The 22,438-nt window shown below is 60.1% G+C and carries 21 protein-coding genes; 8 read left to right on the top strand and 13 right to left on the bottom strand.

Annotated features, from left to right (window positions below):
• The coding region (locus AC04P6_RS02455; RefSeq protein WP_475565004.1) for an amidohydrolase family protein at positions 1 to 460 on the bottom strand (460 nt) is incomplete at its 3' end.
• 137 nt (positions 461 to 597) lie between these two features.
• The gene (gene rlmN / locus AC04P6_RS02450) at positions 598 to 1,473 is read right to left on the bottom strand and encodes a 23S rRNA (adenine(2503)-C(2))-methyltransferase RlmN (protein WP_475565003.1); all 876 of its coding nucleotides are present in this window, start codon (positions 1,471 to 1,473) and stop codon (positions 598 to 600) included.
• Positions 1,474 to 1,853: 380 nt separating this feature from the next.
• Between rlmN and AC04P6_RS02445 the strand changes: the two genes are divergently transcribed.
• Together AC04P6_RS02445 and AC04P6_RS02440 are read left to right on the top strand one after the other, a co-directional pair.
• Positions 1,854 to 2,765 carry a Fic family protein gene (locus tag AC04P6_RS02445; RefSeq protein WP_475565002.1) on the top strand — a complete coding sequence of 304 codons (912 nt, stop codon included), beginning with the start codon at positions 1,854 to 1,856 and terminating at the stop codon, positions 2,763 to 2,765.
• A gap of 155 nt (positions 2,766 to 2,920) precedes the next feature.
• A complete protein-coding gene (locus tag AC04P6_RS02440; RefSeq protein ID WP_475565001.1) occupies positions 2,921 to 3,094 on the top strand; it encodes a Nif11-like leader peptide family natural product precursor in 174 nt (57 codons plus the stop codon).
• 46 nt (positions 3,095 to 3,140) lie between these two features.
• On the opposite strand, the gene AC04P6_RS02435 is transcribed toward AC04P6_RS02440, so the two are convergent.
• The 4 genes from AC04P6_RS02435 to AC04P6_RS02420 all read right to left on the bottom strand — a co-directional run bounded on the left by AC04P6_RS02435 (position 3,141) and on the right by AC04P6_RS02420 (position 7,074).
• Positions 3,141 to 4,520, bottom strand: coding sequence for a sensor histidine kinase (locus tag AC04P6_RS02435; RefSeq protein WP_475565000.1), 1,380 nt, complete (start codon positions 4,518 to 4,520; stop codon positions 3,141 to 3,143).
• A 3-nt stretch (positions 4,521 to 4,523) separates the two neighbouring features.
• Positions 4,524 to 5,267 carry a response regulator transcription factor gene (locus tag AC04P6_RS02430; protein WP_475564999.1) on the bottom strand — a complete coding sequence of 248 codons (744 nt, stop codon included), beginning with the start codon at positions 5,265 to 5,267 and terminating at the stop codon, positions 4,524 to 4,526.
• Positions 5,268 to 5,329: 62 nt separating this feature from the next.
• Complete coding sequence (locus AC04P6_RS02425; protein ID WP_475564998.1) at positions 5,330 to 5,950, bottom strand: DUF47 domain-containing protein; 621 nt, start codon at positions 5,948 to 5,950, stop codon at positions 5,330 to 5,332.
• 74 nt (positions 5,951 to 6,024) lie between these two features.
• The gene (locus tag AC04P6_RS02420; RefSeq protein WP_475564997.1) at positions 6,025 to 7,074 is read right to left on the bottom strand and encodes an inorganic phosphate transporter; all 1,050 of its coding nucleotides are present in this window, start codon (positions 7,072 to 7,074) and stop codon (positions 6,025 to 6,027) included.
• A gap of 428 nt (positions 7,075 to 7,502) precedes the next feature.
• Here AC04P6_RS02420 and AC04P6_RS02415 point away from each other — a divergent pair, with 428 nt between their 5' ends.
• A complete protein-coding gene (locus AC04P6_RS02415; protein WP_475564996.1) occupies positions 7,503 to 8,240 on the top strand; it encodes a MerR family transcriptional regulator in 738 nt (245 codons plus the stop codon).
• A 134-nt stretch (positions 8,241 to 8,374) separates the two neighbouring features.
• Here the strand turns inward: AC04P6_RS02415 and AC04P6_RS02410 are convergent, their stop codons facing one another.
• The gene (locus AC04P6_RS02410) at positions 8,375 to 8,794 is read right to left on the bottom strand and encodes a YjdF family protein (RefSeq protein ID WP_475564995.1); all 420 of its coding nucleotides are present in this window, start codon (positions 8,792 to 8,794) and stop codon (positions 8,375 to 8,377) included.
• A gap of 290 nt (positions 8,795 to 9,084) precedes the next feature.
• On the opposite strand from AC04P6_RS02410, the gene AC04P6_RS02405 reads away from it, so the two are divergent.
• From AC04P6_RS02405 to AC04P6_RS02395, 3 genes are read left to right on the top strand one after another with little or no spacing between them, the layout of a single operon-like run.
• Positions 9,085 to 9,804: an ABC transporter ATP-binding protein gene (locus tag AC04P6_RS02405; protein ID WP_475564994.1), complete on the top strand. Its 720-nt coding sequence runs from the start codon at positions 9,085 to 9,087 to the stop codon at positions 9,802 to 9,804.
• The gene (locus AC04P6_RS02400; protein ID WP_475564993.1) at positions 9,801 to 10,454 is read left to right on the top strand and encodes an ABC-2 transporter permease; all 654 of its coding nucleotides are present in this window, start codon (positions 9,801 to 9,803) and stop codon (positions 10,452 to 10,454) included. Before AC04P6_RS02405 ends, AC04P6_RS02400 begins: the two co-directional genes overlap by 4 nt.
• A gap of 12 nt (positions 10,455 to 10,466) precedes the next feature.
• Positions 10,467 to 10,901, top strand: a complete 435-nt coding sequence (locus tag AC04P6_RS02395; RefSeq protein WP_475564992.1) for a helix-turn-helix domain-containing protein — start codon at positions 10,467 to 10,469, stop codon at positions 10,899 to 10,901.
• 97 nt (positions 10,902 to 10,998) lie between these two features.
• Here the strand turns inward: AC04P6_RS02395 and AC04P6_RS02390 are convergent, their stop codons facing one another.
• Together AC04P6_RS02390 and AC04P6_RS02385 are read right to left on the bottom strand one after the other, a co-directional pair.
• A complete protein-coding gene (locus tag AC04P6_RS02390) occupies positions 10,999 to 11,745 on the bottom strand; it encodes a 4Fe-4S binding protein (protein WP_475564991.1) in 747 nt (248 codons plus the stop codon).
• Positions 11,729 to 12,307, bottom strand: coding sequence for a TetR/AcrR family transcriptional regulator (locus AC04P6_RS02385; protein WP_475564990.1), 579 nt, complete (start codon positions 12,305 to 12,307; stop codon positions 11,729 to 11,731). The genes AC04P6_RS02390 and AC04P6_RS02385 overlap by 17 nt, the downstream gene beginning before the upstream one ends.
• 160 nt (positions 12,308 to 12,467) lie before the next feature.
• On the opposite strand from AC04P6_RS02385, the gene AC04P6_RS02380 reads away from it, so the two are divergent.
• A complete protein-coding gene (locus tag AC04P6_RS02380; RefSeq protein WP_475564989.1) occupies positions 12,468 to 13,322 on the top strand; it encodes an alpha/beta fold hydrolase in 855 nt (284 codons plus the stop codon).
• A 12-nt stretch (positions 13,323 to 13,334) separates the two neighbouring features.
• Here AC04P6_RS02380 and AC04P6_RS02375 read toward each other — a convergent pair whose 3' ends face one another.
• From AC04P6_RS02375 to AC04P6_RS02360, 4 genes are all read right to left on the bottom strand, one after another.
• Entirely contained in the window at positions 13,335 to 15,935 is a 2,601-nt protein-coding gene (locus AC04P6_RS02375) for a SpoIIE family protein phosphatase (protein WP_475564988.1), read from the bottom strand.
• A gap of 81 nt (positions 15,936 to 16,016) precedes the next feature.
• Positions 16,017 to 16,316: an STAS domain-containing protein gene (locus AC04P6_RS02370; protein ID WP_475564987.1), complete on the bottom strand. Its 300-nt coding sequence runs from the start codon at positions 16,314 to 16,316 to the stop codon at positions 16,017 to 16,019.
• A gap of 34 nt (positions 16,317 to 16,350) precedes the next feature.
• Complete coding sequence (locus AC04P6_RS02365; RefSeq protein WP_475564986.1) at positions 16,351 to 19,497, bottom strand: FtsX-like permease family protein; 3,147 nt, start codon at positions 19,495 to 19,497, stop codon at positions 16,351 to 16,353.
• Positions 19,498 to 19,506: 9 nt separating this feature from the next.
• A complete protein-coding gene (locus AC04P6_RS02360; RefSeq protein ID WP_475564985.1) occupies positions 19,507 to 20,727 on the bottom strand; it encodes an ATP-binding cassette domain-containing protein in 1,221 nt (406 codons plus the stop codon).
• A gap of 293 nt (positions 20,728 to 21,020) precedes the next feature.
• Here AC04P6_RS02360 and AC04P6_RS02355 point away from each other — a divergent pair.
• On the top strand, positions 21,021 to 22,438 hold a 1,418-nt coding region (locus AC04P6_RS02355; protein ID WP_475564984.1), incomplete at its 3' end, for an ATP-binding protein.

The raw sequence follows: 22,438 nt of genomic DNA, 5'->3' as shown, positions 1-22,438 counted from the left end.
GCTCGTAGACCTTGGAGTTCGCCCAGTTGCTGTGCACCTCATCCTCCAGAAGCACGAGTTCCGCATCGGGGCAGATCGCGTCGAGCTCCTCCATGCAGATGTCCTCGCCCTTCAGGCACTTCCTCTCCATGAAGAACCGGTAGCGCTTCTGCCCGGGATGCTCCCCGATGTAGCCCTCCATGAAGTCGAGGGCGGCCTGCTTGCCGTCCGGCTCGAAGCGTTGGCCAAGGTCGGCGTACTCGAAGCCAACGCCCGTGGTTATGTGCAGGTGACTGTCGATGATGCCGGGCATGACGAACTTCCCACCGAGATCGGCTACCTCGCCCTCGAAGTCCGCGAGGCCAGTCTCGTCACCCACGTAGACGAACTTGCCATCCTTCACCACAAGGGCAGACGCCTCCGGATTATCCTTGTCCGCCGTGTAGATTCTCGCGTTCTTAATGATCCGGTCTGCCCTCATCGAACTGTCCTTTCGCTAGGTAACGCAGTACTCGCTCGCAAAGCAAGCGCGCTCCGATGCCAACGGGACGGCGTCGAAGCGCCCCGGAGCATTCGCCCACCAGAAAACAACCCCATCGATTGCGCTTGAAGCGCAACCTAGTACAGCCCGCCCGCAAGCTGCCCGCAAGCCGCGCCAATATCCGCACCACGCGGCTCGTTCATGCTTGCCGCCATCCCCCGCTGCCTCAACTCAAACACCCATAGCGCCATCCTGCCGAAGGGGCTCGGCTCGAACGCCAAGCCCTCGACGCGGTTATAGTGCAGCAGGGAAACATGCACATCGAGACCTTCGCAAAACGCCGCAAGCGCTTCCAGGTCCGCATCGCCGTCGTTCAGCCCGCCAAGCATCAGGTATTGCACGATGATGCGCTTTCCCGTACCGCGGCAATACTTGGCAAGCTCGTCGTGAAGCTGGTCGAGAGGATAACGACGAACGCCGGGCATGAGCTTATCGCGCAGCTCCTGCGTGGCACCATGAAGGGAAATCGCAAGCGTCGCCGGCACGCCATCTGCGGCAAGATTGCGAATGCCCTCTATCAAACCGCATGTCGAGATGGACACCCTATCGGGATCGATGGCGAAGTCGTCCGGGTCGACGATAACCGAGACGGCATCGACGAGGGCGTCGTAATTCATCAGGGGCTCGCCCTGTCCCATGGCTATCGCCGAGGTCACGCTGCGCCTGAAGTCTCGCTGGACGATGAGAATCTGCCAGAGCATTTCATCGGCCGTAAGATTTCGCACCAGCCCGCGCTTACCCGTCGCGCAGAAGGCACAACCCATAGCGCATCCCACTTGCGTGGAAAAGCACACGGTGAGCAGGCTCTCTGCATTACTGTCTTCACGGGGGATACCAACAGTTTCAACCAGGTTGCCGTCATGCAAGCGCATGACGTATTTGCACGCGCCATCATCGGAAACAAGCCTGTTGACCACCTGGGGACGGATGTGATCGTCGAGCATTCTCATCATGAGGTCCAATCTGCATCGTCGGCTCATCGCTATCGCTATTGTACGCACCCCATCCTCGCGTGCTCATCGCGAAGGGAAATCGTTTCGCAACGCGTTACGTGGCCGATTGGGAAAACGACCAAAAGCATGGGGCATTCGAGGCACATGGGCTCTGAAGCATGTCTCGAACCGGAACGTCATCATGCCTGCATCCGCATCGCGTGGCAGCCCAGCTGAAAGTCTGCGCAAATGCGTCGCCCTGAGCGAGTGTGCTAGCATGGGCAAAGATGAGTTCGACGATTGCGACGCACGCACGGCTAGGCTAAGCGCCCAAACCACTCCATACCGCAAGCCAATGCCAGGCGAGCCAAAGTGCCAGCCCAAGAAACGAGGAGGCTCGCATGGACTTCGACGCATTGACGGGCGGTCAGAATGCAAAGGCACCCGCCCTCACTGGCGACAACACGCTGCTCGTTGCCACGAAAGCCAGCGCGCAGGCAATGGACCTGGTACGCAAGCTCCGCGAAGGCGAAGAACGACTGCATCACAGCCTCCAATCCACGCAATGCGAACCTGAGACCCTGCTTTGGCGCATGGTCGCAAGCGACGTCCCCGAGGCTGCGAACTGGGAAGCTGGCGAGGGGCAAACCAGCATCCTCTGCGAGCGCGCCCTGAAACTGCGCGGAGGCCTTTCCGGCGGACCCGAACGGATGGCAATGCGAGAGAGGGCGCGCATCCTCGCGCATATCCTGGCAGCTGCGTCCAATCCGCCTCGCTTCCCTTCCGACCTGCTGGCCCTATGGAACGAAGCAACGCGACACGAGCCGCAAGTGCGCCTGCGAATACCGGAGCCGCGCTGGCGCACACAGGAAGACCCCATCCCGTTCACCACAACGGCCCTGACGCTCATCACGAATGCGGAACCGCTTCCCCTGCCGCCCGGCAAGAAGACCGCAGACCCCTCCGCGATTCCCACGCTCGTGAATGGGCTGCTCGACTTCCTCGCATCAGGCAAGATCGACCCCGTGCTCACGGCCGCGCACGCTCCGCACCTCATCGGTCGCATACACCCTTTCGTGGATGGGAACGGACATACCGGGCGATTGCTCATGTGCGACCTGCTCTGGCGCGCGAATTTCAGCGCGCCAACGCTCCTGACGTACGTCGACGCCCACCGCAGGAACGCGACGGAATGGGCCACGCTCATGGATATGGCATGCCTTGGCCAGGCAAGCGCAGACGAGCTCGTCATGTTTCAACTGGGCATGCTATCCCAAGCGCAGATGGCAGCCATGCAGGCAATTGGTGGATGAGCGACCCCACGTCCCCGGGAAGCGCAAATGCTACGTTGAGTTAACCATATAGAAAGGAGGAGGGCGAAGCAGCCCGCGGGAGCGTAAGATAGGCGGTATCGAAAACGGCAACGGCCCCTGGGCCGCACGACGCCGCGACACGAGAGGAGCGCGACATGGACCGCATCGAACTCACCGACGAGCAGAAAGCCAAGATCGCAAACGCGAAGACGCCCGAGGAGCTGCTTGCGCTCGCCAAGGAAGAGGGTTACGAGCTCTCTGACGAGGAGCTCGAGGCCATTTCCGGCGGCGAGAGGACCTGGATCCTCCACGAGCACGTTGGCAGCTAGCAAATAGCAGCGCATTAATAGCACAGAGACTGGCCGGTTCGCCCCTCTATTCGCCAGCCAGCGGCAGGTCGACGACGACCGCTAGGCCTCCTGCGCTCGATTCCTCGGCGCGCACCGAACCACCCATGGAAATCGCAGCGTGCTTGACGATGGCCAAGCCCAAGCCCGTACCTCCGGTTTCGCGGGAGCGGGACGCATCGGCGCGGTAGAAACGTTCGAAAATGTGGTCACGCTGGTCGGGCGAGACCCCCGGCCCGTCATCGGAAACAGCCAGTCGCACGGAACCGCCGCTCACCGCAAGGTCAACTTCCACCAAGCCACCCTGGCGACCATAGCGAATTGCGTTATCTACCAGGTTGTATACCATCTGCTCAGCCAGCGATACGGAACCACGAACGAGCGCGCTCGCCTCCCCGCGCTGCGTAACGCGCATTCCCCTCTCCTGCGCAGCGGGCTCAAGGCGCGCGATGGCGCTGCCGCATGCCGCGGCCATATCGAAGCTCGTCGACCGATCGACCCGCATTTCATCCAGCTTGGACAGCACCAGCACGTCGTCGATGAGCATGCGCATCGACGTGGCCTCGGAGGAAATAAGCCCCGCGAAGCGCCGCGCATCCTCCCCGGTGGCGACCCCGCCCTCGATAAGCTCCGCATACCCACCGATGACCTGCAGGGGCGATTTCATCTCGTGACTCACGTTACCCGTGAACTCGCGGCGCGCCTCCACGGCAGCCTGCAGCTTCTCGTTCTTCTCGACGAGCTCGGCCTTCTGGGCATCAACGCGCTGAAGCAGCGGCATGACCTCGGTATACGCATCGCACGCCAGAGGATCTTCCAAGTCGACGTCCACCAGGGGCGCGGAAATCGCACGGGCCATCATACGCGCGAGCAGCAGGCAGATTGGCAACGCCAACGCCAGGATGACAGCCAACGGTGCGGCAATGTGGCTTAGATAGAACGACAGAGACGCCCTCACCTCGGCGAAGCGAATCACGTAATCGCTTTGCGGAATAGCAGCGGCAACATACAGCGTGTCTGAACCCGTGGTATCCGAATGGCGCAGAACCGAGGACACGCCCTCGTCGCGAGCTGCCACGATTTCGCCACGCGTTGCATGGTTGGGCATGTCAGCCGCATCCATCTGGCTGTCGTACACCACCCTGCCATCGCCCGCCACCAGCGTGATGCGCGTGTCGGGAACAACCGAATTCTGCAGGTAGGCAATGGCGTCGCTTTCGGAAAGCCCCGACAGAAGAGACGCCGTGGCCTGCGTCTGCGTGGAAAGCCGCTGCTCGGCGGCACCTTCGTACACCATCCAGCTAACGGCCACGACCGCGGTCACGCCAACCAGTAGAATGCCCAACGACAGCGAGAAGAACACCGCGAACAAGCGACCGGAAAGCGTTTTCCTCTGCTTGGCAGACATCGCCTACGACTCCTTGGACAGGCGATACCCCACGCCGCGCACGGTTTCGATAGCCTCTCCCGCGCCGGCGCAGGCGTCGTTGACCTTGCGACGCAGCGTCTGGATGTGCGTGTCCACCGTACGCGTCTCCCCCACGAAGGTGATGCCCCAGATATCCTCGAGCAGCTGCGGCCGCGTGAACGCGCGACCAGGCGACTCCATCAGGACGCGCAGCAAATCGAATTCCTTCAACGTGAGATCGAGCTGAACGCCCTCGACAAACGCCGTATGATCGCGCTCGGAAAGGCTGAGCTTGCCCACCCTCAATAGATTCTGGTCGGGCAACGCAGACGTGCCCATCGCCGACCGACGAAGCAGCGCCTTACAGCGGCTCACCAGCTCCATCATGCCGAACGGCTTGGCAAGGTAGTCGTCGGCGCCCGCATCGAGGCCCACCACCTTGTCGTACTCGGTGCCCATGGCCGTAAGCATCATCACCGGCACGCGGCTTAGCTGGGGATGCTCGCGGAGCCACCCAAGAATGGCCAGGCCGCTTTCGTCGGGCAGCATGATATCGAGCAGCACCAGGCTGGGCGCGGCCCCATGACAGGCTTCCTTGAAAGTGCTCGCATCGGGAAAGCCCTTCGCCTCCATGCCCGCCGACGCCAGCGCGTACAGCGCCAGGTCTCGAATGTTCTTGTCATCTTCGACGTAGTAAATCATATGGCCATTGTACGTCGGAACGGGCATTCGGCCCTGCTCGGCCATGTCAAATCTTTGCAAAGCATCTGGGTGCCACAACGCGAACGGAAGCACCCGCCACGCCTTGCCTACCAGTTCTCCGTGACGATCGACTCGATGCGCTCCGCAGCGTTTTCCGCGGTATCGAGCGCCTGCTCGACGGCACGCAGAACCGCATGTGCGCTCCTACGCTGCTCGGGGTCCATAGGCTGAGCGTACAGCTCGTGAGCAGCCTGAATGTACGTGGCATCGCCTTCGGACTCGAACGTCTGCACCTTGATGCAATGCTCCCGAATGGATTTGGGCTTGCCATCAAGGCCGCGCAGGCCGTCGGTGGCAAGGCGCAAATCGGCGATGGCCTTCGCCAGCAGCTCGACCATTGCCGCACCGCCATCGGGAAGGGCCTGCGTGTTGTAGATATAGGCTTCGGAGGCAATCTCCTCCACGGCGTCCACCACATCATCCAACGCGTGCGCCAGGGCGTTCATGCCGCTTCGTTCCAGGGGAACCACGAAATCACTCAGGAGATGCTCCTGGATGTCATGGTTCACGCTATCCGCGTCGTTCTCCACGGTATGCAACGACTGCACCAGGCTCTGGGAGCCAAGCTCGCCACCCTCGATAGCGGAAACCAGGTTCAGCACCATCTCCTCGGCATATGCAGCCTGCTTGACGAAGGCATCGAAGTAGTTGAATCCGTTCTTGCTCACGATAGAGTTCCTTTCGTATTGACGGGGACTGATCATGGTCGTACCCCTCTCGCACTGCAGTTTGCCAGCCGCGCCTAGAGAACAGCCAGGAATAGATGGGTGAAAGCGAAGGCCAGAAGCCCGCACCCGGGAAACGTAAGCACCCAGGTGAGTGCCATGGAGCCCGCGAGATTCCACTTCACGGCGCGGAGCCGCTTCTCGGCACCAACGCCCATGATGGCCGTGGTCTTGGTATGCGTGGTGGATACGGGCATGCCCGTGAACGTAGCCAACGCGATGCAGAAGGATGCGGAAAGACAAGCGGCAAAGCCCTGGTACTGCTCCATTCTCACCATGCTCATGCCCACGGACTTGATGATCTTGCGGCCGCCCACGGCGGTTCCCAAACTCATGGTCAGGCTAACCAGCACCACCATCCACAGCGGGAATCCCGTCATGTCCGCCGTGCCATATACGCCCAGCATAACGGCGAGCATGGAAAGCGACAGGAACTTCTGGCCGTCCTGCGCGCCATGCAGAATGGCCACGCCAGCCCCCGCGATGATTTGCGCCCACTTGAAGAACGCATTCGCCCGGGAACGCTCGATGTTTGCGCACATGGCCTTGATGAGACGCGCGAACAACCAACCCGTACCAAAGCCCAGGACGGTGGACACGCCCAGGCCATAGATGACTTTCAGCCACGCGTCGGCGTTCACGCCCGCAAGCCCGCCCTGCAGGGCGATGGCCGCGCCGGTGATGCCCGCAATGAGGGAATGGCTTTGGCTGGTGGGAATGCCCAGTGCCCAAGCCGCGACGCCCCACACGATGATGGCCACCATGGCGGCGGCCAGGGCTATCAACGCGGCATGATTGTCGCCGCCAAAATCGACCATGCCGAAGATGGTTCCGGCCACCGCAGTGCTTATGGCGGTAATGCCCACCAGGCCAACGAAGTTGCACGCGGCCGCCATCATGATGGCAGGACCAGGCCTCATGGCCCTAGTGCCAACCACCGTGGCTATGGCATTGGGGGCATCGGTCGCCCCGTTTACCATCGTCGCGCCCAGGCACAGCACGAGTATCACCAGCAAGGCGGGGTTTACGGCAATGGCCGCGGCGACCGCCACGAAAGACGCTTCCATGCTTCGATTCCTTCCGAGATTCCAATCTCTACGGAATCGATGCTACAGAGCGCGCGTCAAGCGCCCGCAACGCGTATGTCAGGCCTTTGCAAAGTCTTGCATTGCGTGTTTGCGGGAGGCATTGAGGGAGACACACTCGCTCGCTAGATTCACCCTTCGAAATAATCGCCATGCGTTGCGGTGCAAGCAAGAGCGAGGGCCATCACCTCGTCGGAAAGCCCGTAAATAAGCAGTTAGTCCGAGCGATGCGACATTCCCAATGCCCAGACCAGTTACCCGAGAGCATATGGGGCCGGGCATTGGGCACGTCACGCGCATGCTAGAAACCAATCCCCAACAAAACTGGGTAGACAAATCTGAAAAGCACTCTTGACCCTAACGTTACGTCATAGTTTAAGGTACGACTTGTGCAAGGTTAGGAGGCCAGGATGATGACGGTTCATGAGGTGAGCAAGCTTGCTCACGTGAGCGTGCGGACGCTGCACCACTACGACGAAATCGGGCTACTTACGCCAAGCGCCCGAAGCGAAGCGGGATACAGGCTCTACGACGAAAGCGACCTCGAGCGCCTGCAGCAAATCATGCTCTTCCGCGAACTGGAGTTCCCGCTTGCAGACATCCGAAGCATCCTGGCAAGCCCCGACTTCGACCAAGCTCGCGCCCTCGAACAGCAAATCAAGCTGCTCGAATTGAAACGCGAGCATATCGACAACCTTATAGAGCTCGCAAAGAGCATGAAGACGATGGGAGTGAGAGCATTGAGTTTCAAGCCATTCGACACAAGCAAGCTGGACGAATACGCGGCAGCGGCAAAGGAAACCTGGGGCAAGACGTCCCAATGGGCCGAATACGAGCAGAAACGGAAGGGCAAAAGCAAGGAGGACGAAGCCGCCATGGGAAACCAGCTGATGGAACTGTTCAGGCCGTTCGGCCGGATGGCCGCGGAAGGCACGGACCCCACATGCAGCGAAGCGCAAGCGCAAGTTGCAACCATCCAGCGCTTCATCACCGAGAACGCCTACACCTGCACGAACGACATTCTCGCCCACCTTGGGCGTGCCTACGGCAGCGGCGGAGAATTCACGCGCAACATCAACGATGCCTGCGGAGCAGGAGCAGCGGAATTCGCAGCCGCCGCAGTCGAAGCCTACTGCAAGCAAGCGTAACTACCGACGACGAGGCCGCCCCTCACGCGATGGGCGGCCTCGCTTGCGCGGCACCCGCTACCAAAGAAACGAACGCGCTGCCATCGCCACGCCTTTGCCTTCCAACGCCGCCTCCTTTGAGCAACTCGAACTATCTAATGCCCGCGGTGCTTCCGCTTGCGCTTTTCCGCGCGCAAGGCGAAGCGCGCCTGCTTTTCTTCTTGCCGCCTCAAACTGCGGGCATGGGATGTTGCCACCTTACGCGCCTCCCGCTGTTCGGAAAGCGCTTGTTGGGCCTTGGTGCTCATGGCAGGCCGCTTTAACGCCCTTGCAGCTTCCCGCATGCGACGCTTGGGATTCCTGGCAAGCTTAGGAGCATCGGGCTCCTTCTCGCCGTAAAACGAAAGCCCGCTCCACGCACGAGAAACGAACTGCAGGATTTCCTCGTCAGATGGCTCCGCGCCAAAAACAATGCGCGCGACGCCTAGCCTTCCATCCTCTACGTGCTCGATGAGCGCAACCCAAAATTGACCGTCATGATAGAGGGTCAGGGTCGATGACACGCTGATCTGCATGGCTGATTCCTCCTTTATGTAGATAACCATGCAGAGAAGGGACAACCAAGGAGGCAGGTTACTGATGCGGCATTCCGCACGCCCACGACTACCCGACGGGGACTGTGTTTTTATCTCTGGTGACTCGATTATACACAGGCGCATGCCCCCGCGCAGCCTTTAAGCAGGACAAACGCGCTATCGCAACCAAATGCAACCAAAATCGACGATGCATGTCATCTTCGGTTGGTTGTACGCCACGCAACCAGAGTTTACAGTAATCATGTAATTCATACGGTTGGGAGGTTCCCATGAGCATCGTTGAGGTCAAGGGCATCTGCAAGGCGTATCCGTCATTTGCCCTGAAGGACGTTTCGTTTTCCCTGGAGCGCGGCAGAATCGCAGGCTTCATCGGACGAAACGGCGCCGGAAAGACAACCACCATCAAATCAATGCTGAACCTCGTTCACGCCGACAACGGAAGCATCGACTACTTCGGCCTGCCGCTAAGCGAGCACGAGAACGAAATCAAGCAGCGCATCGGCTACTCGACGGGCACGGTAAGCTGGTACCCGCGCAAGACCATTGGCGAAATCGTCAGCGTCACCAAGATGTTCTACCCCAGCTGGGACGACGAAGCCTACCACGCCTACCTGAACATGTTTTCGCTCGACGAGGGCAAGAAGCCCATCGAGCTCTCCGAAGGCATGAAGGTGAAGTTCAACCTGCTCCTCGCCCTCTCCCACCGCGCCGAAGTGCTCATCCTCGACGAACCCACCAGCGGCTTGGACCCATTCTCGCGCGACGAGCTACTCGAGCTCTTCACGACGCTGAAGGACCAGGGCGCAACCATCCTGTTCTCAACGCACATCACATCCGACCTGGAACGATGCGCCGACGACATCATCTACATCAGCAATGGCCAGATCCGGGCGACCTGCTCGAAGGACGACTTCGCACGCAAGCAGGGGCGCCCAGGAGAAACGCTCGAGGAAACGTTCCTGCGACTGGAAAGGGAGGCACGAGCATGAGCGCGCTTTTGAAAAAGGAGATGCGCCTCGCCGCGCTACTCCTCACCTACCTGTTCATCGGTTTCGGGGCCATGGCGCTACTGCCCGGCTACCCGATTCTCTGTGGCGTGTTCTTCATCACGCTGGGCATCTTCCAAAGCTTCCAAACCGCCCGCGAAGCGAACGACATCGTGTACTCCGCCCTGCTCCCCGTTGCGAAGCGCGACGTGGTGAAGGGAAAATACGAATTCGTCGCGCTCATCGAGCTCGCAGGGTTCGCTCTCATGGCAATCCTCACGATCGTGCGCATGACGGTTCTTGCCGACGCGCCCGTATACCGCCAGAATGCGCTCATGAACGCGAACCTCTTCTTCCTGGGCATGGCCCTGGTGATATTCGGCCTCTTCAACGCCGTCTTCGTAGGTGGGTTCTTCAAAACCTCCTACAAGATCGGAAAACCCTTCGTGACCTACATCGCAGTGGCCTTCCTGGCAATTACCGTGGCGGAAGCCTTGCATCACATCCCAGGGCTGGAAGCCGTGAACGCATTCGCATTCGACTATCTGCCCTTGCAGGCGTTGCTCCTGCTTGCGGGTGCAATCATATTCGTCGCGCTCACCTACCTATCGTATAGGCGCGCCTGCGACAACTTCGAGAAAACCGACCTGTAAGGGGGGGGCGCAATGCTGAAAGACAACCTCGTTATGCTGCGCAAGCTGAATGGCTACTCGCAGGAGCAAATCGCCCAGAAAATCGAGATCTCGCGCCAGGCGTACGCGAAATGGGAAAGCGGGGCAACGGTACCCGACGTCGATAAGGCGGCGCGCCTCGCGCAGGTGTACGGCGTGACCCTCGACGACCTGATGAAGACGGAAACGGTGGGCGACGTGGGCATCATTCCTCCCGCGCCGCAGGGCAAGAACATCTGGGGATCGGTGACGTTGGGCGAACGAGGGCAAATCGTCATCCCCAAAGCCACGCGCGAAAAGTTCGGCCTGAACGGCGGCGAACGGTTTATCGTCGCGAGCGACGAGCATGGCATCGCGCTCATCCCCGCCAGCTACTTCGAAAGCAAGATGCAAGAGCTCATGGACTCCATTTCCGAGCAGGCACGATAGCAAGCGGCAAATAGACGCGCATGCCACCAGGGACCGCGCCAACCAAGCCGCCAACCGCATACCCCTCCTTCTCGTAGCCAAGCGAATCGCGCTCGCCCTACGGGCGGAAGACCAGCTTCAATGCCTTCTTGGCACACGCATCGCAACACGCCCCGCACTGGATGCATTCCGCATCGAGCACCTCCCCACGCTCGACCATTTCTGCCACGGAAAGGCTCATCGGGCACTCACGCGTGCAACGCCCACACCCATTGCATGCCTCGGCATTCGCGACGACGCGCAGCTGCGGCACATGCAGCAGCCTTCCGAGCTTCGCGCCCAGAATCATGAACGGCGCCATCCAGCAGATGCAATGGCACATGGCCCTGCGCCCCAGGAAGAGGTTGGGAACGAAGAACAACAGCACGATGCCCAGATAGATGATGAGGCTATGCAGGTTCGCAACCGAAAAGCCATGCGTCGTCATGTAGATGGGGTCGACGGCAGACACGCCGCCCGCCACGATGAAGCCCGCAACGATCGATGCCACCCAAGGCACCCATATGACGTACTTCACGACATCGAGCTTCTTATGCGCGCTCGCGGGCTTGCCCACGACCTGCGACTCAAGCTCCTGCAAGCCGCCTGCAGGGCACAGCCACCCGCACCAGGCGCGACGCAGGAACACGCCAGATAGCAGCTGGATTCCAAACGAGATGATGCAGCCGGCAACAACGCCGTTGAACGCCCCCACCACCGAAAGGTACGGCGAGAAGTAGAAGATCGTCACGGGAAAGAGCAAGAAGGAAAAGCAAAGAATGATGAGGCGGATGCGCTGCCTGCGCGCCCTATTGTTTCTGGACATGGAACTCCCCTTTCGCCATAGCCGCAAATGCAACGAACGCACCGTTCATGCGGTCGGCAATTTCCCCGATGGGAAGAGAGCCACCCGATGCGATAACCGACGCCAAACCATGCGTGTAGATGATCATGTCGAGGTAGAACGAATGAGCCGCCTTATCGCCCAGCCCCAGCATCTGCTGGATTTCCTCGGCAACGCCCGGCTGTGCCGCGACTAGGAACACATCCTCGAGCGAGCGCGCTCCCATATGAGGCGAATGGTAGAGGAAGGAAAAGAGCTGCGGCTCCTCTTGCGCCAGGAAGATATGCGCACGGCCCGACGCGGCGAAAGCCGTGGGCGCATCGGCGGCAAATCGCTTGCCGTATTCCGCCGCCCATGCGAGCCCATGCTCATAGAGTGCACTCATCAGGCCATCCATGTCGCCGAACTGGCTATACAGCGGCTGCACCGAGCACCCCACGCGCGTGGCAACCGCACGCGCGGTCACGGATTCATAGCCGCTCTCGCGTACGAGGTCGAGTGCCGCATCCAGAACGGCCACCCTGTCGAACATCTGCTTCGGCACTTCGTTCCTCCTATATAACATGCGTTATATTACGCTTGTTATATTACGCGCCATATGCCGTCGCGTCAACCAGTCATCGTGAAGCGGCCCACCAACGCGACCGCGCGATTCGGGTAGAATCGAAACTAGAGCATGCAACGCCCCCGTAAGGAGGAGCCTCGTGGACAGAAAGACGTTTCGCACCTGCGACGGAGCAGTGGCCTACTGGCTTTCCCCCGCTCGCAAGGAGGGCGCCCCATGGCTCGCGTTTCTTCCCGGCCTCACGGCAGACCATACGCTGTTCGACGCGCAGGTGGAGCGCTTCGAGGGCAAGGTGAACTGCCTGGTCTGGGATGCGCCAGCGCACGGGGAATCACGTCCGTACCCGCTCTGCTTCACGATGGACGACCTGGCGCGCATTCTGCACGACATCCTGCACGCGGAGAGCATCGAGCGCCCCATACTCGTGGGCCAGTCGCTGGGCGGCTACGTCTCGCAGGCGTTCATCAGCCTCTACCCCGGCGAAGCGGCCGGGTTCGTATCCATCGATTCCGCACCGCTCAAGCGAAAGTACTATCCCGCATGGGAAGTGAGGTTTCTACGCCACACCAAGGGAATGTACCAATCCATCCCCTGGCCCATCCTCGTATCCTGGGCAACACGCGGGGTGGCCAGCACCAGCCGGGGACGCGAGAACATGCGCTCGTTCATGGGTTCCTATTCCAAACGCGACTACGTAGAACTCTCGGCATTCGGATACCGCATCCTCGCAAGCGCCATCGAAGAGGACCGGGCATACGACATCGACTGCCCCACCCTGCTGCTCTGCGGCGAAAAGGACCACGCCGGCGACGTCATCCCGTTTAACCGGAAGTGGGCCGCTGGCGAAAACCTGCCGCTTGTCTGGATACCCGGTGCGGGCCATAACGCGAATGTCGACGCTCCCGAATTCGTGAACGACCAGATCGAAAAGTTCCTTCGCGAGCTCCAAGCCCATCCCGCCACGCAGGACGCAAGCCAGGCACTACGCGGCTAACGCCCGCAGGGCCTACCAGCGCTTCACGATGGTGGTCACATTGCAACCGTCGACGTACTCGTAGCGCATCTCGTCGACGCTCTTCTTCGTCATGAAGATTCCCAGGCCGCCAATGGACACGTCCCGGATATCGTCGGGCGTTACCGCATCGGGCTTCGCAAGCGGGTCGAACGGAATACCGCTGTCGGTGAACGTGACCGTGAACGACGTGGAGGCACTGTCATAGGAGAAGCCCACGCGCACCTCGCCGGGATTCTCTCCCGTGGCTTCGGGATACGCGTAATGGCACACGTTCGCGAACAGCTCCTCGACGGCGATATCGAGCGAGTTGTACACCGATTTCGGCGCGTTATGCAGATCCAGCTCGCCATGCACGAAGTCGAACAGGTGCTGAAGCTGGCCAACATCGGCGTCGAGCACCAAGTTGACGTCGGTTGTGGGCGCCACGCCATATCTCAAGGCGAGCATCGTGATGTCGTCGGACTGCTCGGCCCCATGTGCGAAATCGGCAAGCGCGCAACGCACTTCCACGTCCAGGGAATGCGGGTTCAAATCCTTGCAGCGCTCCAAGAGCTCTTCGAGCCTATCCTCGCCGTATAGATTGCCTTCCTTGTCCATGGCCTCGGTTACGCCATCGGTGTAGAGATACACCGCGTCCTGAGGCTTAAGCTGGCACGTGAACTCCTCGTACGGTATGCCTTCGAACAGGCCCAGGGGCATGCCCGATACATTGCGCAGCCAATCCCACGAGCCCCCAGAGAGCAACGCCGGCGGGTTATGTCCCGCATTAACGTACGTGAGCTGGCCCGTTTCGAAATCGAGTATGCCAACCCACAGCGTCACGAACATGCCCGCTTCGTTACCGAGGCAGAGATTCGCGTTCGCCGTATCGATGGCGCGCCCCAAAGACAGACCGGCCTCCATGTAATTGCGAATCTGCGTCTTGGCGGCCATCATGAACAGGGATGCCGGGATGCCCTTGCCCGAAACGTCCGCGACGACGAACCCAAGCTTGCCATCGTCGCCCACGAGGAAAAAGTCGTAGAAGTCGCCACCCACTTCCCTGGCCGCCTTCATGCTCGCATAGATATCGAACTTGTCGATTGAGGGGAACGGCGGGAAATCACGCGGCATGGCCGACTCCTGAATCGCCTTCGCAGTGGCGAGGTCTTGGGCATTGCGCTCGGTGATCTGGTCCATCATGCCATTCAGAGCGGACACCGTGGCGTTGATGCCATCGGCAAGCGACGAGAATTCCTGCGTATCCTGCGAGCGAACGCGCTCGTCCAGGTCGCCTCCCGTGATTTTCGCCAGAGAGCCGTTGGTCTCGTCGATGCGCAGAACCACGACGCGACGCAGCAGGAGCGTTGCGAGAATCACCATTTCCGCGATGAGGGCAAGGGCCAACACCGTGATGGATTCCATGATGCGAACGCGCATTTCGAACACGATTGACGACGGGCGCATGATTGCCACGAAGCCGCCATCGTAGCGGCCAATGGACAGGAAGGCGAAATCGAGCGTCTGCCTGCCACTCTCGTCGAGAGCGCGAACGGCTACCATCTCATCGTCCCCGGCATACTCGCCGAGCATTTGGACGACCCCCTCGTAGCCACCCAAGTCCTCGGGGTCGTAGCCGAGTTTCTCGACGTAGGAGGACCCAGCGGGAAACCGCCCGCTATCGTTGCTTACAACGACATGCCCCGTCTCGTCGAGAACGGCTACATAGCCGTCGACGGAAACATCAAACCCATCAAGGAGATCCGCCCCAATATCCTCGTTCACGGAGAGTCGCTCCGCCATGTTGGCGACCTCGCTATTCATATCGGATTCGGCGAATCCTTCCAGCTGCATGGTCGTCGCCGTGAACACGATAATGCTCGCCACCATGAACACGATGTACGACGCGAGGATCATCCAGTTCCTGAATACCGAGAGAAGCCCACGGTCGGGACCGCGACCCGCAACGAACGCCACGGCGCGATCGGCAAGCCAGCACATGACCGCGATGAGAACGGCGTCAAAGAGTATTTGAGCCGCCACGCCGCGGGGGCTATTCAAGAGCTGCTCGTACAGATAGTTCGCGAACTCAAGGTCATGCAATCCACCATACGAGATGATGATGCCGGCCATGAGGATATTGCTCGCAAGGCACGAGAAGGCAAGGCTCATCACGACAATGCTCACGGTGCGGGCAAGGAGCCCCTGCTCGCGCTTGACGAACACCGCGAACAGCCAACCCGAAACCGCCCCCATGACGGTAAGGAGCACGAACGTGTTCAGCCATGACATGTAATAGATCTCATAGAAGTCGAGGGGCATGAGCAAGGCGTGTGCATACACGATTGCCCCCGCGAAAAAGCCCAGCAACCCGCCCGTCGCCGGACCGAACATGTACGCCCCCATGAGCAGCGGCGCCAATATGAACATGAGGTAGACGGACTTGTCGTCGATAATGCCCAACGGCACGAAACCCAGCTGGCAAAACGACATGGAAGCAATGCACGTGGCGACGAACACGAGCGACACAACGCGCGCGGAAAGCCTGACGCGCGCCATGCGCCCCCAGAATATCCTCGTCAACTTCCCCTTCGTAACTACGTCGACCTTCATGCAGTCCCCTTCCGCAAGCCCGCGAACGCATGCGCGCGATACGCGCCGCAAGCGCATGACGTTCAGCGAAGCCCCCGAAGCCTATTCGAACGTGAGAATCTTGGAGAATCCCGTCATCTCGAAAACGCCCATGACTTCCTTCTGCACGTTACGGAACACGAGGGAGCCCCCGGATACGGCGCGCTTCTGCATGGCCACGATTACGCGCAGCCCAGCCGAAGAAACGAAGTCGCAATCGGCCATATCGACGGCGATGTCGACCGTGCCGCCACCGTAAAGTTCGGATGCGTACGACTCGAGCTGCGGGGCGGTATTCGTATCGAGCCTGCCCGCAAGGGCAATCACGTAGGGAGTTCCCTCATTCACGACCTTTATTTCCATCATGCATCCTTCCTGCGGTTTATATCGAACGCCATTAGAACCTGTTGATATCGATTAGGGCGAAACGCGGTATGAGACGTAGCGCGAAAACACTCATGATACACGCCAGAATGGCGCTACCCGCAACGCCCACGAGAACGGCCATTGCATCGATGTCCTTCATGAACGTTGCCGTGACGGGCTCGACGGCGGAAACGGAAACGGAGCCCATCACGCACCCCAGAACCAGACCTAAGGCAATGCCCACAATTGTTAGAACTATGGTGTCATTATATATGTAACGCTGGGCATCGCGCACGGAAAAGCCGTTAATCATGAGCACGATGAGCTCGCGTTTCTTCTCGTTGATGAACATGACGTTCAGGTTCAGGAGCACCACGACTGCCATCAATACGGCAAGCGCCAGGTAAATGTACACCACGGCGCTCGACACGTTCGAGAACTCGGCAAAGTTCTCGTAGCTATCGCTCTTATCGTTCACCAGCGAATAGAATCCGTCGGACTTGCAGATAGCGCTCTCGACGTCATCGACGGAAGCGCCATCCCAACCGGAGAACAAAACGGCATTGGGCTGAAGCGCCTCGCCGAATTCGCGCTCGTACAGATCGCCATCGATGATCATCTCGTAATACGACAACCAGAATTCGTAGAAACCCACGATGGGAAGCTCGTGCATCACGCCATCGGACCCTTGCACCGACACGGTATCGCCCACCTGGGCCCCGAAGTGATCGCCATAGGCCTGCGATACCCATACGCCCTCGGCGTTCGGGTCGACGCCAGCGCCCGAGGCGTCGTTGATGTGGTAGACCTGCCGTAATTCGGTATCGGACGACGGAACGACCACGCGCACCGACCCACGGCGCCCATCGGGCTGCATGAGGGCCATATCCCCCACATACGCCTGAGCGCTCTGCACGCCCTTCGATTCCACCGCACTCACCACGGAGCTGGCATCATGCACGTCGGTATCGACAAACGCAATGTACTCGAAGCCGTACACGCTTTCGTACTGCTTGATGTAGCTATTCAGCACGTCGTTGTTAAGCGTAATGGCCGTGACGATGAGCGCGGTACAGCCCGCCACGCCGATAATCGTGCTGAACATGCGACGCTTATCGTTGACGCAGTTGTTCACGATGGTCTGAGTGAACAGCGGCAGGCGACCCCATGTGGCCCACCTCTCGTAAAAGCGCGCCTTCGCCTGGGGAGGCTTATCGCCTTTCAGCAGCTCCACCGCGTGCTCGCGCAGGATGGAACGGCACGCAAACCACGTGACGCCCAGAATGAGCGAGAATTCGACCAGGAACACGCTCGCGAACAGCGGCAAACCAAAATACGGCGGATACGCGCCCGTAACGAACATGCCCGAAAGCACGCTCGCGATGATGCCCTCCACCACGGTCACGCCCAGTATGGCGCCCGCGATAGCGCCCAGGAAAACCGCAAACCCCGAATACGCCAGATAGCCGAGGGTAATTTCCCAAGCGTGCAGACCCAGTGCCTTCTTCGTGCCAATCTGCGTAATCTGCTCGCGCACGATACGGCTTACCGCCGAATAGCTCACGAGCAAACCCACGATAATGAACAGGGCCGCCATCGAGATGCCCAGATTGTCGGTAACGGTGCTGAACATGGAAATCTCCACCACACCGCCGTTCTCGAGGCGCGTGAGAACCGTACATGAGAGCGGCGTAAGCTCATCGAGCTGCGCCTTCGCATCGTCGAGCTTACCCTCGTTTTCGGCAATCTCGCGCTTCGCATCCTCGAGCTTCGCCTCGCCCTCGGCAATGTCATCACGCGCCTGGGAAAGCTGGGATTGCGCATCGTAGTACGCACGCCAACCCGACGACAGCTCCGCTTCGCCGCTTTCCAACTTGGCACGACCAGCGGCCGCTTCGGCCCTGGATGCATCGAGGGCGCTGCGCATCTCTCCGATGGTCTGTCCGCTTCCCGGCGGGACCTCGATGTCATCGACGCTCATCTGGGCGACGGCATCGGCCTTCGCGCGCGCCATCGCAGCCTGCTGAGCTGCCAACGGGTCTTCCGGATGCTCCCGGGCATAGGCTTCCGCCTGCTGCGCTTGAGCCTCGGCTTCCGCGAGCAACTGGGCCTTGGCCTGCTCGGCAGCAGCAAGGGCCTTCTGGAAATCGGCCTCGCCATCATCCAGCTTGGCCTGCGCTTCGCTTAGTTCCGCCCAACCACTATCGAGCTTGCTCCTCGAGCTCACGAGCTCGGAACGCGAGCTGCGCAAATCCGACTCGCCCGATTCGACTTGAGAGCGCGCATCGGAAAGCTCCTGCTCCTTCTGCGCCACTTCGTTGTTGGCATCGGCGAGACGCTGCTCGGCCTCATCGATGTCGGCTTGCGCGGAATCGCGCAGCTCCTGGTAGCGAGCCTGCGCCAGCTCGTCACCAAGCGCCACCACGCGATCCTTCACGGACTCTATCTCGTTCTCGTACCCATCTGAAAACGTTCCCAAATCGCGCAGCTCATCGCAGCGCACGTTCACGACGGGGTATCCATCGTGAAACGCGGCGGCATCGAAGCCGCTAGCCGGAAGGAACGCCACGATATCGACCTCGCCGGACGGCGTGTTGGAAACGCCATAGGTACCGCTCGTATACGCAAGGTACTCGGAGCTGTTCACGAGCGCCGTCACCGTGAACGAGGCGCTGTTCAGGAACTTCATGCCATCGGCGTCGTCGGAACCCTCGTCGGCGTCCGCCTCGAACGTAAGGGTATCCCCCACCGAAATGCCCAGCTCGCCAGCGGCATGGGCGCTCAGGGCGATTTCGTCGGCATTGCGGGGAAGCTCGCCCTCTACCACGACGGGAAGGTTGACTTCGGACCCAAGGGACTCGATCTTCGCCGCACGCTCATGAGAGTCGAGAGTGAAACGCTGGAACGTCTGGAAGCCAGGTTCGACAAGCGACACGCCCTCCACGGCGGCGAGCTTGTCGATGTCGTCGTCGGTGAAGCCGTAGGCAAAGCTCACCTGCACATCGTAAAGCGAGCCTTCGTCGAACGCTTCGTCGGCTGCGGTCTGCAACGCAGGCCCCGACCAGGTGATGCCCAGGAAAATGGCCACGCCGAGCGCAACGAACATGAGGACGCTGAAGAATGAGACGAACGTCGCCCTAACGTTCGCTAATTGCTCTACCACCTGCGTCGTTCTCATGACGCGCACCTACCACACCAGGTCGGCAGCATGCGCCGGATGGCGATTCACCGTAACTTCGTGCATGCGCCCATCGCGCATGCGCACGACGCGGTCGGCCATACGCGTAATCTCCTCGTTATGCGTAACCATGACCATAGTCGTACCGCCGCGGATGACTTCCTCCATAACCTGCAGCACCTCAATCGAAGTGGCGTAGTCGAGCGCCGCAGTGGGCTCGTCGGCCAGGATGATCTTGGGGTTCTTCACGAGCGCACGCGCGATGGAGACGCGCTGTTGCTGACCGCCCGACATCTGGCTGGGATAGTACTTCTTACGGTCGGAAAGGCCCACGATATCGAGCGCCTCGTCCACTTCCATGGGGTCGTCAACAAGCTCGGCGATGAGCTTCAGGTTCTGCGCCGCCGTAAGGTTGGGCATGAGGTTGTAGCTCTGAAAAACAAACCCAACGTTTTCGCGCCTGAAATCGGTAAGCTCTTTCTGCGTCGCGTTGGAGAGGTCGTTCCCCAAGTACGAAAACGTGCCCGACGTGGCCGAGTCCATGCCGCCGATGATATTCAGCAGCGTCGATTTGCCGCAGCCCGACTCACCCAGGAGCACGAGGAACTCGCCCTCGTACACATCGAGGTTCACGCCCTTCAGAACCTTCGTGATCACGTCGCCGTTCTTGAACTCGCGCGTGATGTCGCGCAGTTCCATAACGACTTCGCCCGGGTTCCACGCGGCGGCGAGAGCCTCGTTTTCGCCAAGGGAAATGGCTGCCATCATGGACATGATTTCCATGACGTCGGCACCCTCGTCGGTGAAGGGAGTGCCGTCGTTGCGATTCACGAACTGGATGACGCCCAGGTCCTCGAAGTTATTCGAGAACGGAACGCACACCACCGAGGTAACGTCCATGCCCGCGAAGTCGATGGCGGTTTCCACGTCTTGCAGCGCGTTGAACTCAAAGAGGCGCTCGGCCATCTGGGTTTCGAACACGCGCCCCACCGCACCATCGCCCAGACCATGGGAACGACGCGTGAGGTCGACGGGACCGATCCAGAAATACGGATGAAGCCGCTGGTCGCCGGCCTTGTCCATGTACCAGATCACCGCGCATTCAGCATCGCAATTCTCGACGATGGCTTTCAAGCCGCCCTGCAGCGCCTCGTCGAGCGTGGTCGCATTGGCGATGATATTCTGAACTTCGCCAATCGCCTTGTAATACTGAAGCATCGAGTTATCCACTCGTTCCCCTTCCGCACCCAGCGGCGGGCGCGCAAAAAAGCACGACGCGCATCCATTCCCGCCCCAACAGGAACATCTCTAATTACACCACATGAGCCAAGCTGTTTTGGCGAGTTTTCGGTTCTCGGGAAGCACCCAGCTCCCCTGCGCAAACGCGCCCATATGAGAGAAGTGTAATAAATTCGTGCGCGTCGAACTCTTTTGAGTATCATTATTAATTTGCAGCGCACGGCGCACGGTCATGCGTCGCTGCGCGTTTTATACCACAAACACACTCGTACGAAAGCGACACTATGGCAAAAAGCACGGCAAGCTACGGAAACGACAGCATACGCCAGCTCAAAGACGAGCAGCGCGTGCGCATGCGTCCCGCGGTCATCTTCGGATCCGACGGGCTCGACGGATGCGCCCATGCGGTATTCGAAATCGTATCGAACTCCGTCGACGAAGCGCGCCAGGGCCACGGCGACCTCATCACGGTCACCAAGTTCGCCGACGGATCGATTCAGGTCGAGGACAACGGCCGCGGCTGCCCGCTCGACTGGAACCCCAGCGAGAAGCGATTCAACTGGGAACTCGTCTTCTGCGAGCTCTACGCCGGCGGCAAGTACGACAACAACGACGGCGGCGACTACGACTACTCCCTGGGCACCAACGGCCTGGGCTCCTGCGCAACGCAGTACGCGTCGGAATACATGGACGTCACCGTATGGCGCGAGGGCAAGAAATACGACCTGCACTTCAAGAAGGGCAAGGTCGTGGGCACCAAGAAGAAGGCCCTCAACATCGAGGAAACCGACGAGCAGCGCACGGGCACCACAATCAAATGGCGCCCCGACCTGGAAGTGTTCACCGCCATCGACATCCCGGTGGAATGGTTCGAGGAAACGCTGCGCCGCCAGGCCGTCGTGAACGCGAACGTGAAGTTCCGCCTGCGCGTGGAAGGCGTCGACGGCTTCGAGGAAACGGAATACTGCTACCCCAAGGGCATCGAAGACTACATCCTCGAGAAGACCGACCACGACTACCTCACCGAACCGTACTTCATCGAAGCGAACCGTCGTGGCCGCGACCGCGACGACCTGCCCGACTACAACGTGAAGATCACCGCCTGCTTCTGCTTCTCGCGCGGCATGCAGATGCAGGAGTACTACCACAACTCCTCATGGCTGGAAAACGGCGGCTCGCCCGAGAAGGCCGCCCGCAGCGCGTTCACCAGCGCCATCGACGCGGCCATCAAGAAGCAGGGCAAATACAAGAAGAACGAGAGCACCATCAAGTGGCAGGACGTGCAGGACTGCCTGGTGCTCGTGACGAACTGCTTCTCGACGCAAACCAGCTACGAGAACCAGACGAAGAAGGCCATCAACAACAAGTTCATCCAGCAGGCCATGACCGCTTTCATCAAAGAGCAGATGGAAACGTACCTGATCGAGAACAAGGCCTTCGCCGAAAAGATTATGGAGCAGGTGCTCATCAACAAGCGCTCGCGCGAGAACGCCGAAAAGACGCGCCAGAGCATCAAGACGAACCTGCAGCAGAAGACCGACATGGCGAACCGCGTGCAGAAGTTCATCGACTGCCGTTCGAAGGACCGCGACCGCCGCGAAGTCTACATCGTAGAGGGCGACTCTGCAGCGGGCGCGTGCCGCACGTCGCGCGATGCAGAGTTCCAGGGCGTCATGCCCGTTCGCGGTAAGATTCTGAACTG

The organism is Denitrobacterium sp. (assembly GCF_056180635.1).
This window is presented reverse-complemented; position numbering and strand designations above follow the sequence as displayed.

Bases quoted from the DNA above. Each gene is read 5' to 3' on its own strand.
- rlmN (WP_475565003.1), bottom strand. From the start codon at position 1,473: ATGATGAGAATGCTCGACGATCACATCCGTCCCCAGGTGGTCAACAGG.
- AC04P6_RS02445 (WP_475565002.1), top strand. From the start codon at position 1,854: ATGGACTTCGACGCATTGACGGGCGGTCAGAATGCAAAGGCACCCGCC.
- AC04P6_RS02440 (WP_475565001.1), top strand. From the start codon at position 2,921: ATGGACCGCATCGAACTCACCGACGAGCAGAAAGCCAAGATCGCAAAC.
- AC04P6_RS02435 (WP_475565000.1), bottom strand. From the start codon at position 4,520: ATGTCTGCCAAGCAGAGGAAAACGCTTTCCGGTCGCTTGTTCGCGGTG.
- AC04P6_RS02430 (WP_475564999.1), bottom strand. From the start codon at position 5,267: ATGGCCGAGCAGGGCCGAATGCCCGTTCCGACGTACAATGGCCATATG.
- AC04P6_RS02420 (WP_475564997.1), bottom strand. From the start codon at position 7,074: ATGGAAGCGTCTTTCGTGGCGGTCGCCGCGGCCATTGCCGTAAACCCC.
- AC04P6_RS02415 (WP_475564996.1), top strand. From the start codon at position 7,503: ATGATGACGGTTCATGAGGTGAGCAAGCTTGCTCACGTGAGCGTGCGG.
- AC04P6_RS02410 (WP_475564995.1), bottom strand. From the start codon at position 8,794: ATGCAGATCAGCGTGTCATCGACCCTGACCCTCTATCATGACGGTCAA.
- AC04P6_RS02405 (WP_475564994.1), top strand. From the start codon at position 9,085: ATGAGCATCGTTGAGGTCAAGGGCATCTGCAAGGCGTATCCGTCATTT.
- AC04P6_RS02400 (WP_475564993.1), top strand. From the start codon at position 9,801: ATGAGCGCGCTTTTGAAAAAGGAGATGCGCCTCGCCGCGCTACTCCTC.
- AC04P6_RS02395 (WP_475564992.1), top strand. From the start codon at position 10,467: ATGCTGAAAGACAACCTCGTTATGCTGCGCAAGCTGAATGGCTACTCG.
- AC04P6_RS02390 (WP_475564991.1), bottom strand. From the start codon at position 11,745: ATGTCCAGAAACAATAGGGCGCGCAGGCAGCGCATCCGCCTCATCATT.
- AC04P6_RS02375 (WP_475564988.1), bottom strand. From the start codon at position 15,935: ATGAAGGTCGACGTAGTTACGAAGGGGAAGTTGACGAGGATATTCTGG.
- AC04P6_RS02370 (WP_475564987.1), bottom strand. From the start codon at position 16,316: ATGGAAATAAAGGTCGTGAATGAGGGAACTCCCTACGTGATTGCCCTT.
- AC04P6_RS02365 (WP_475564986.1), bottom strand. From the start codon at position 19,497: ATGAGAACGACGCAGGTGGTAGAGCAATTAGCGAACGTTAGGGCGACG.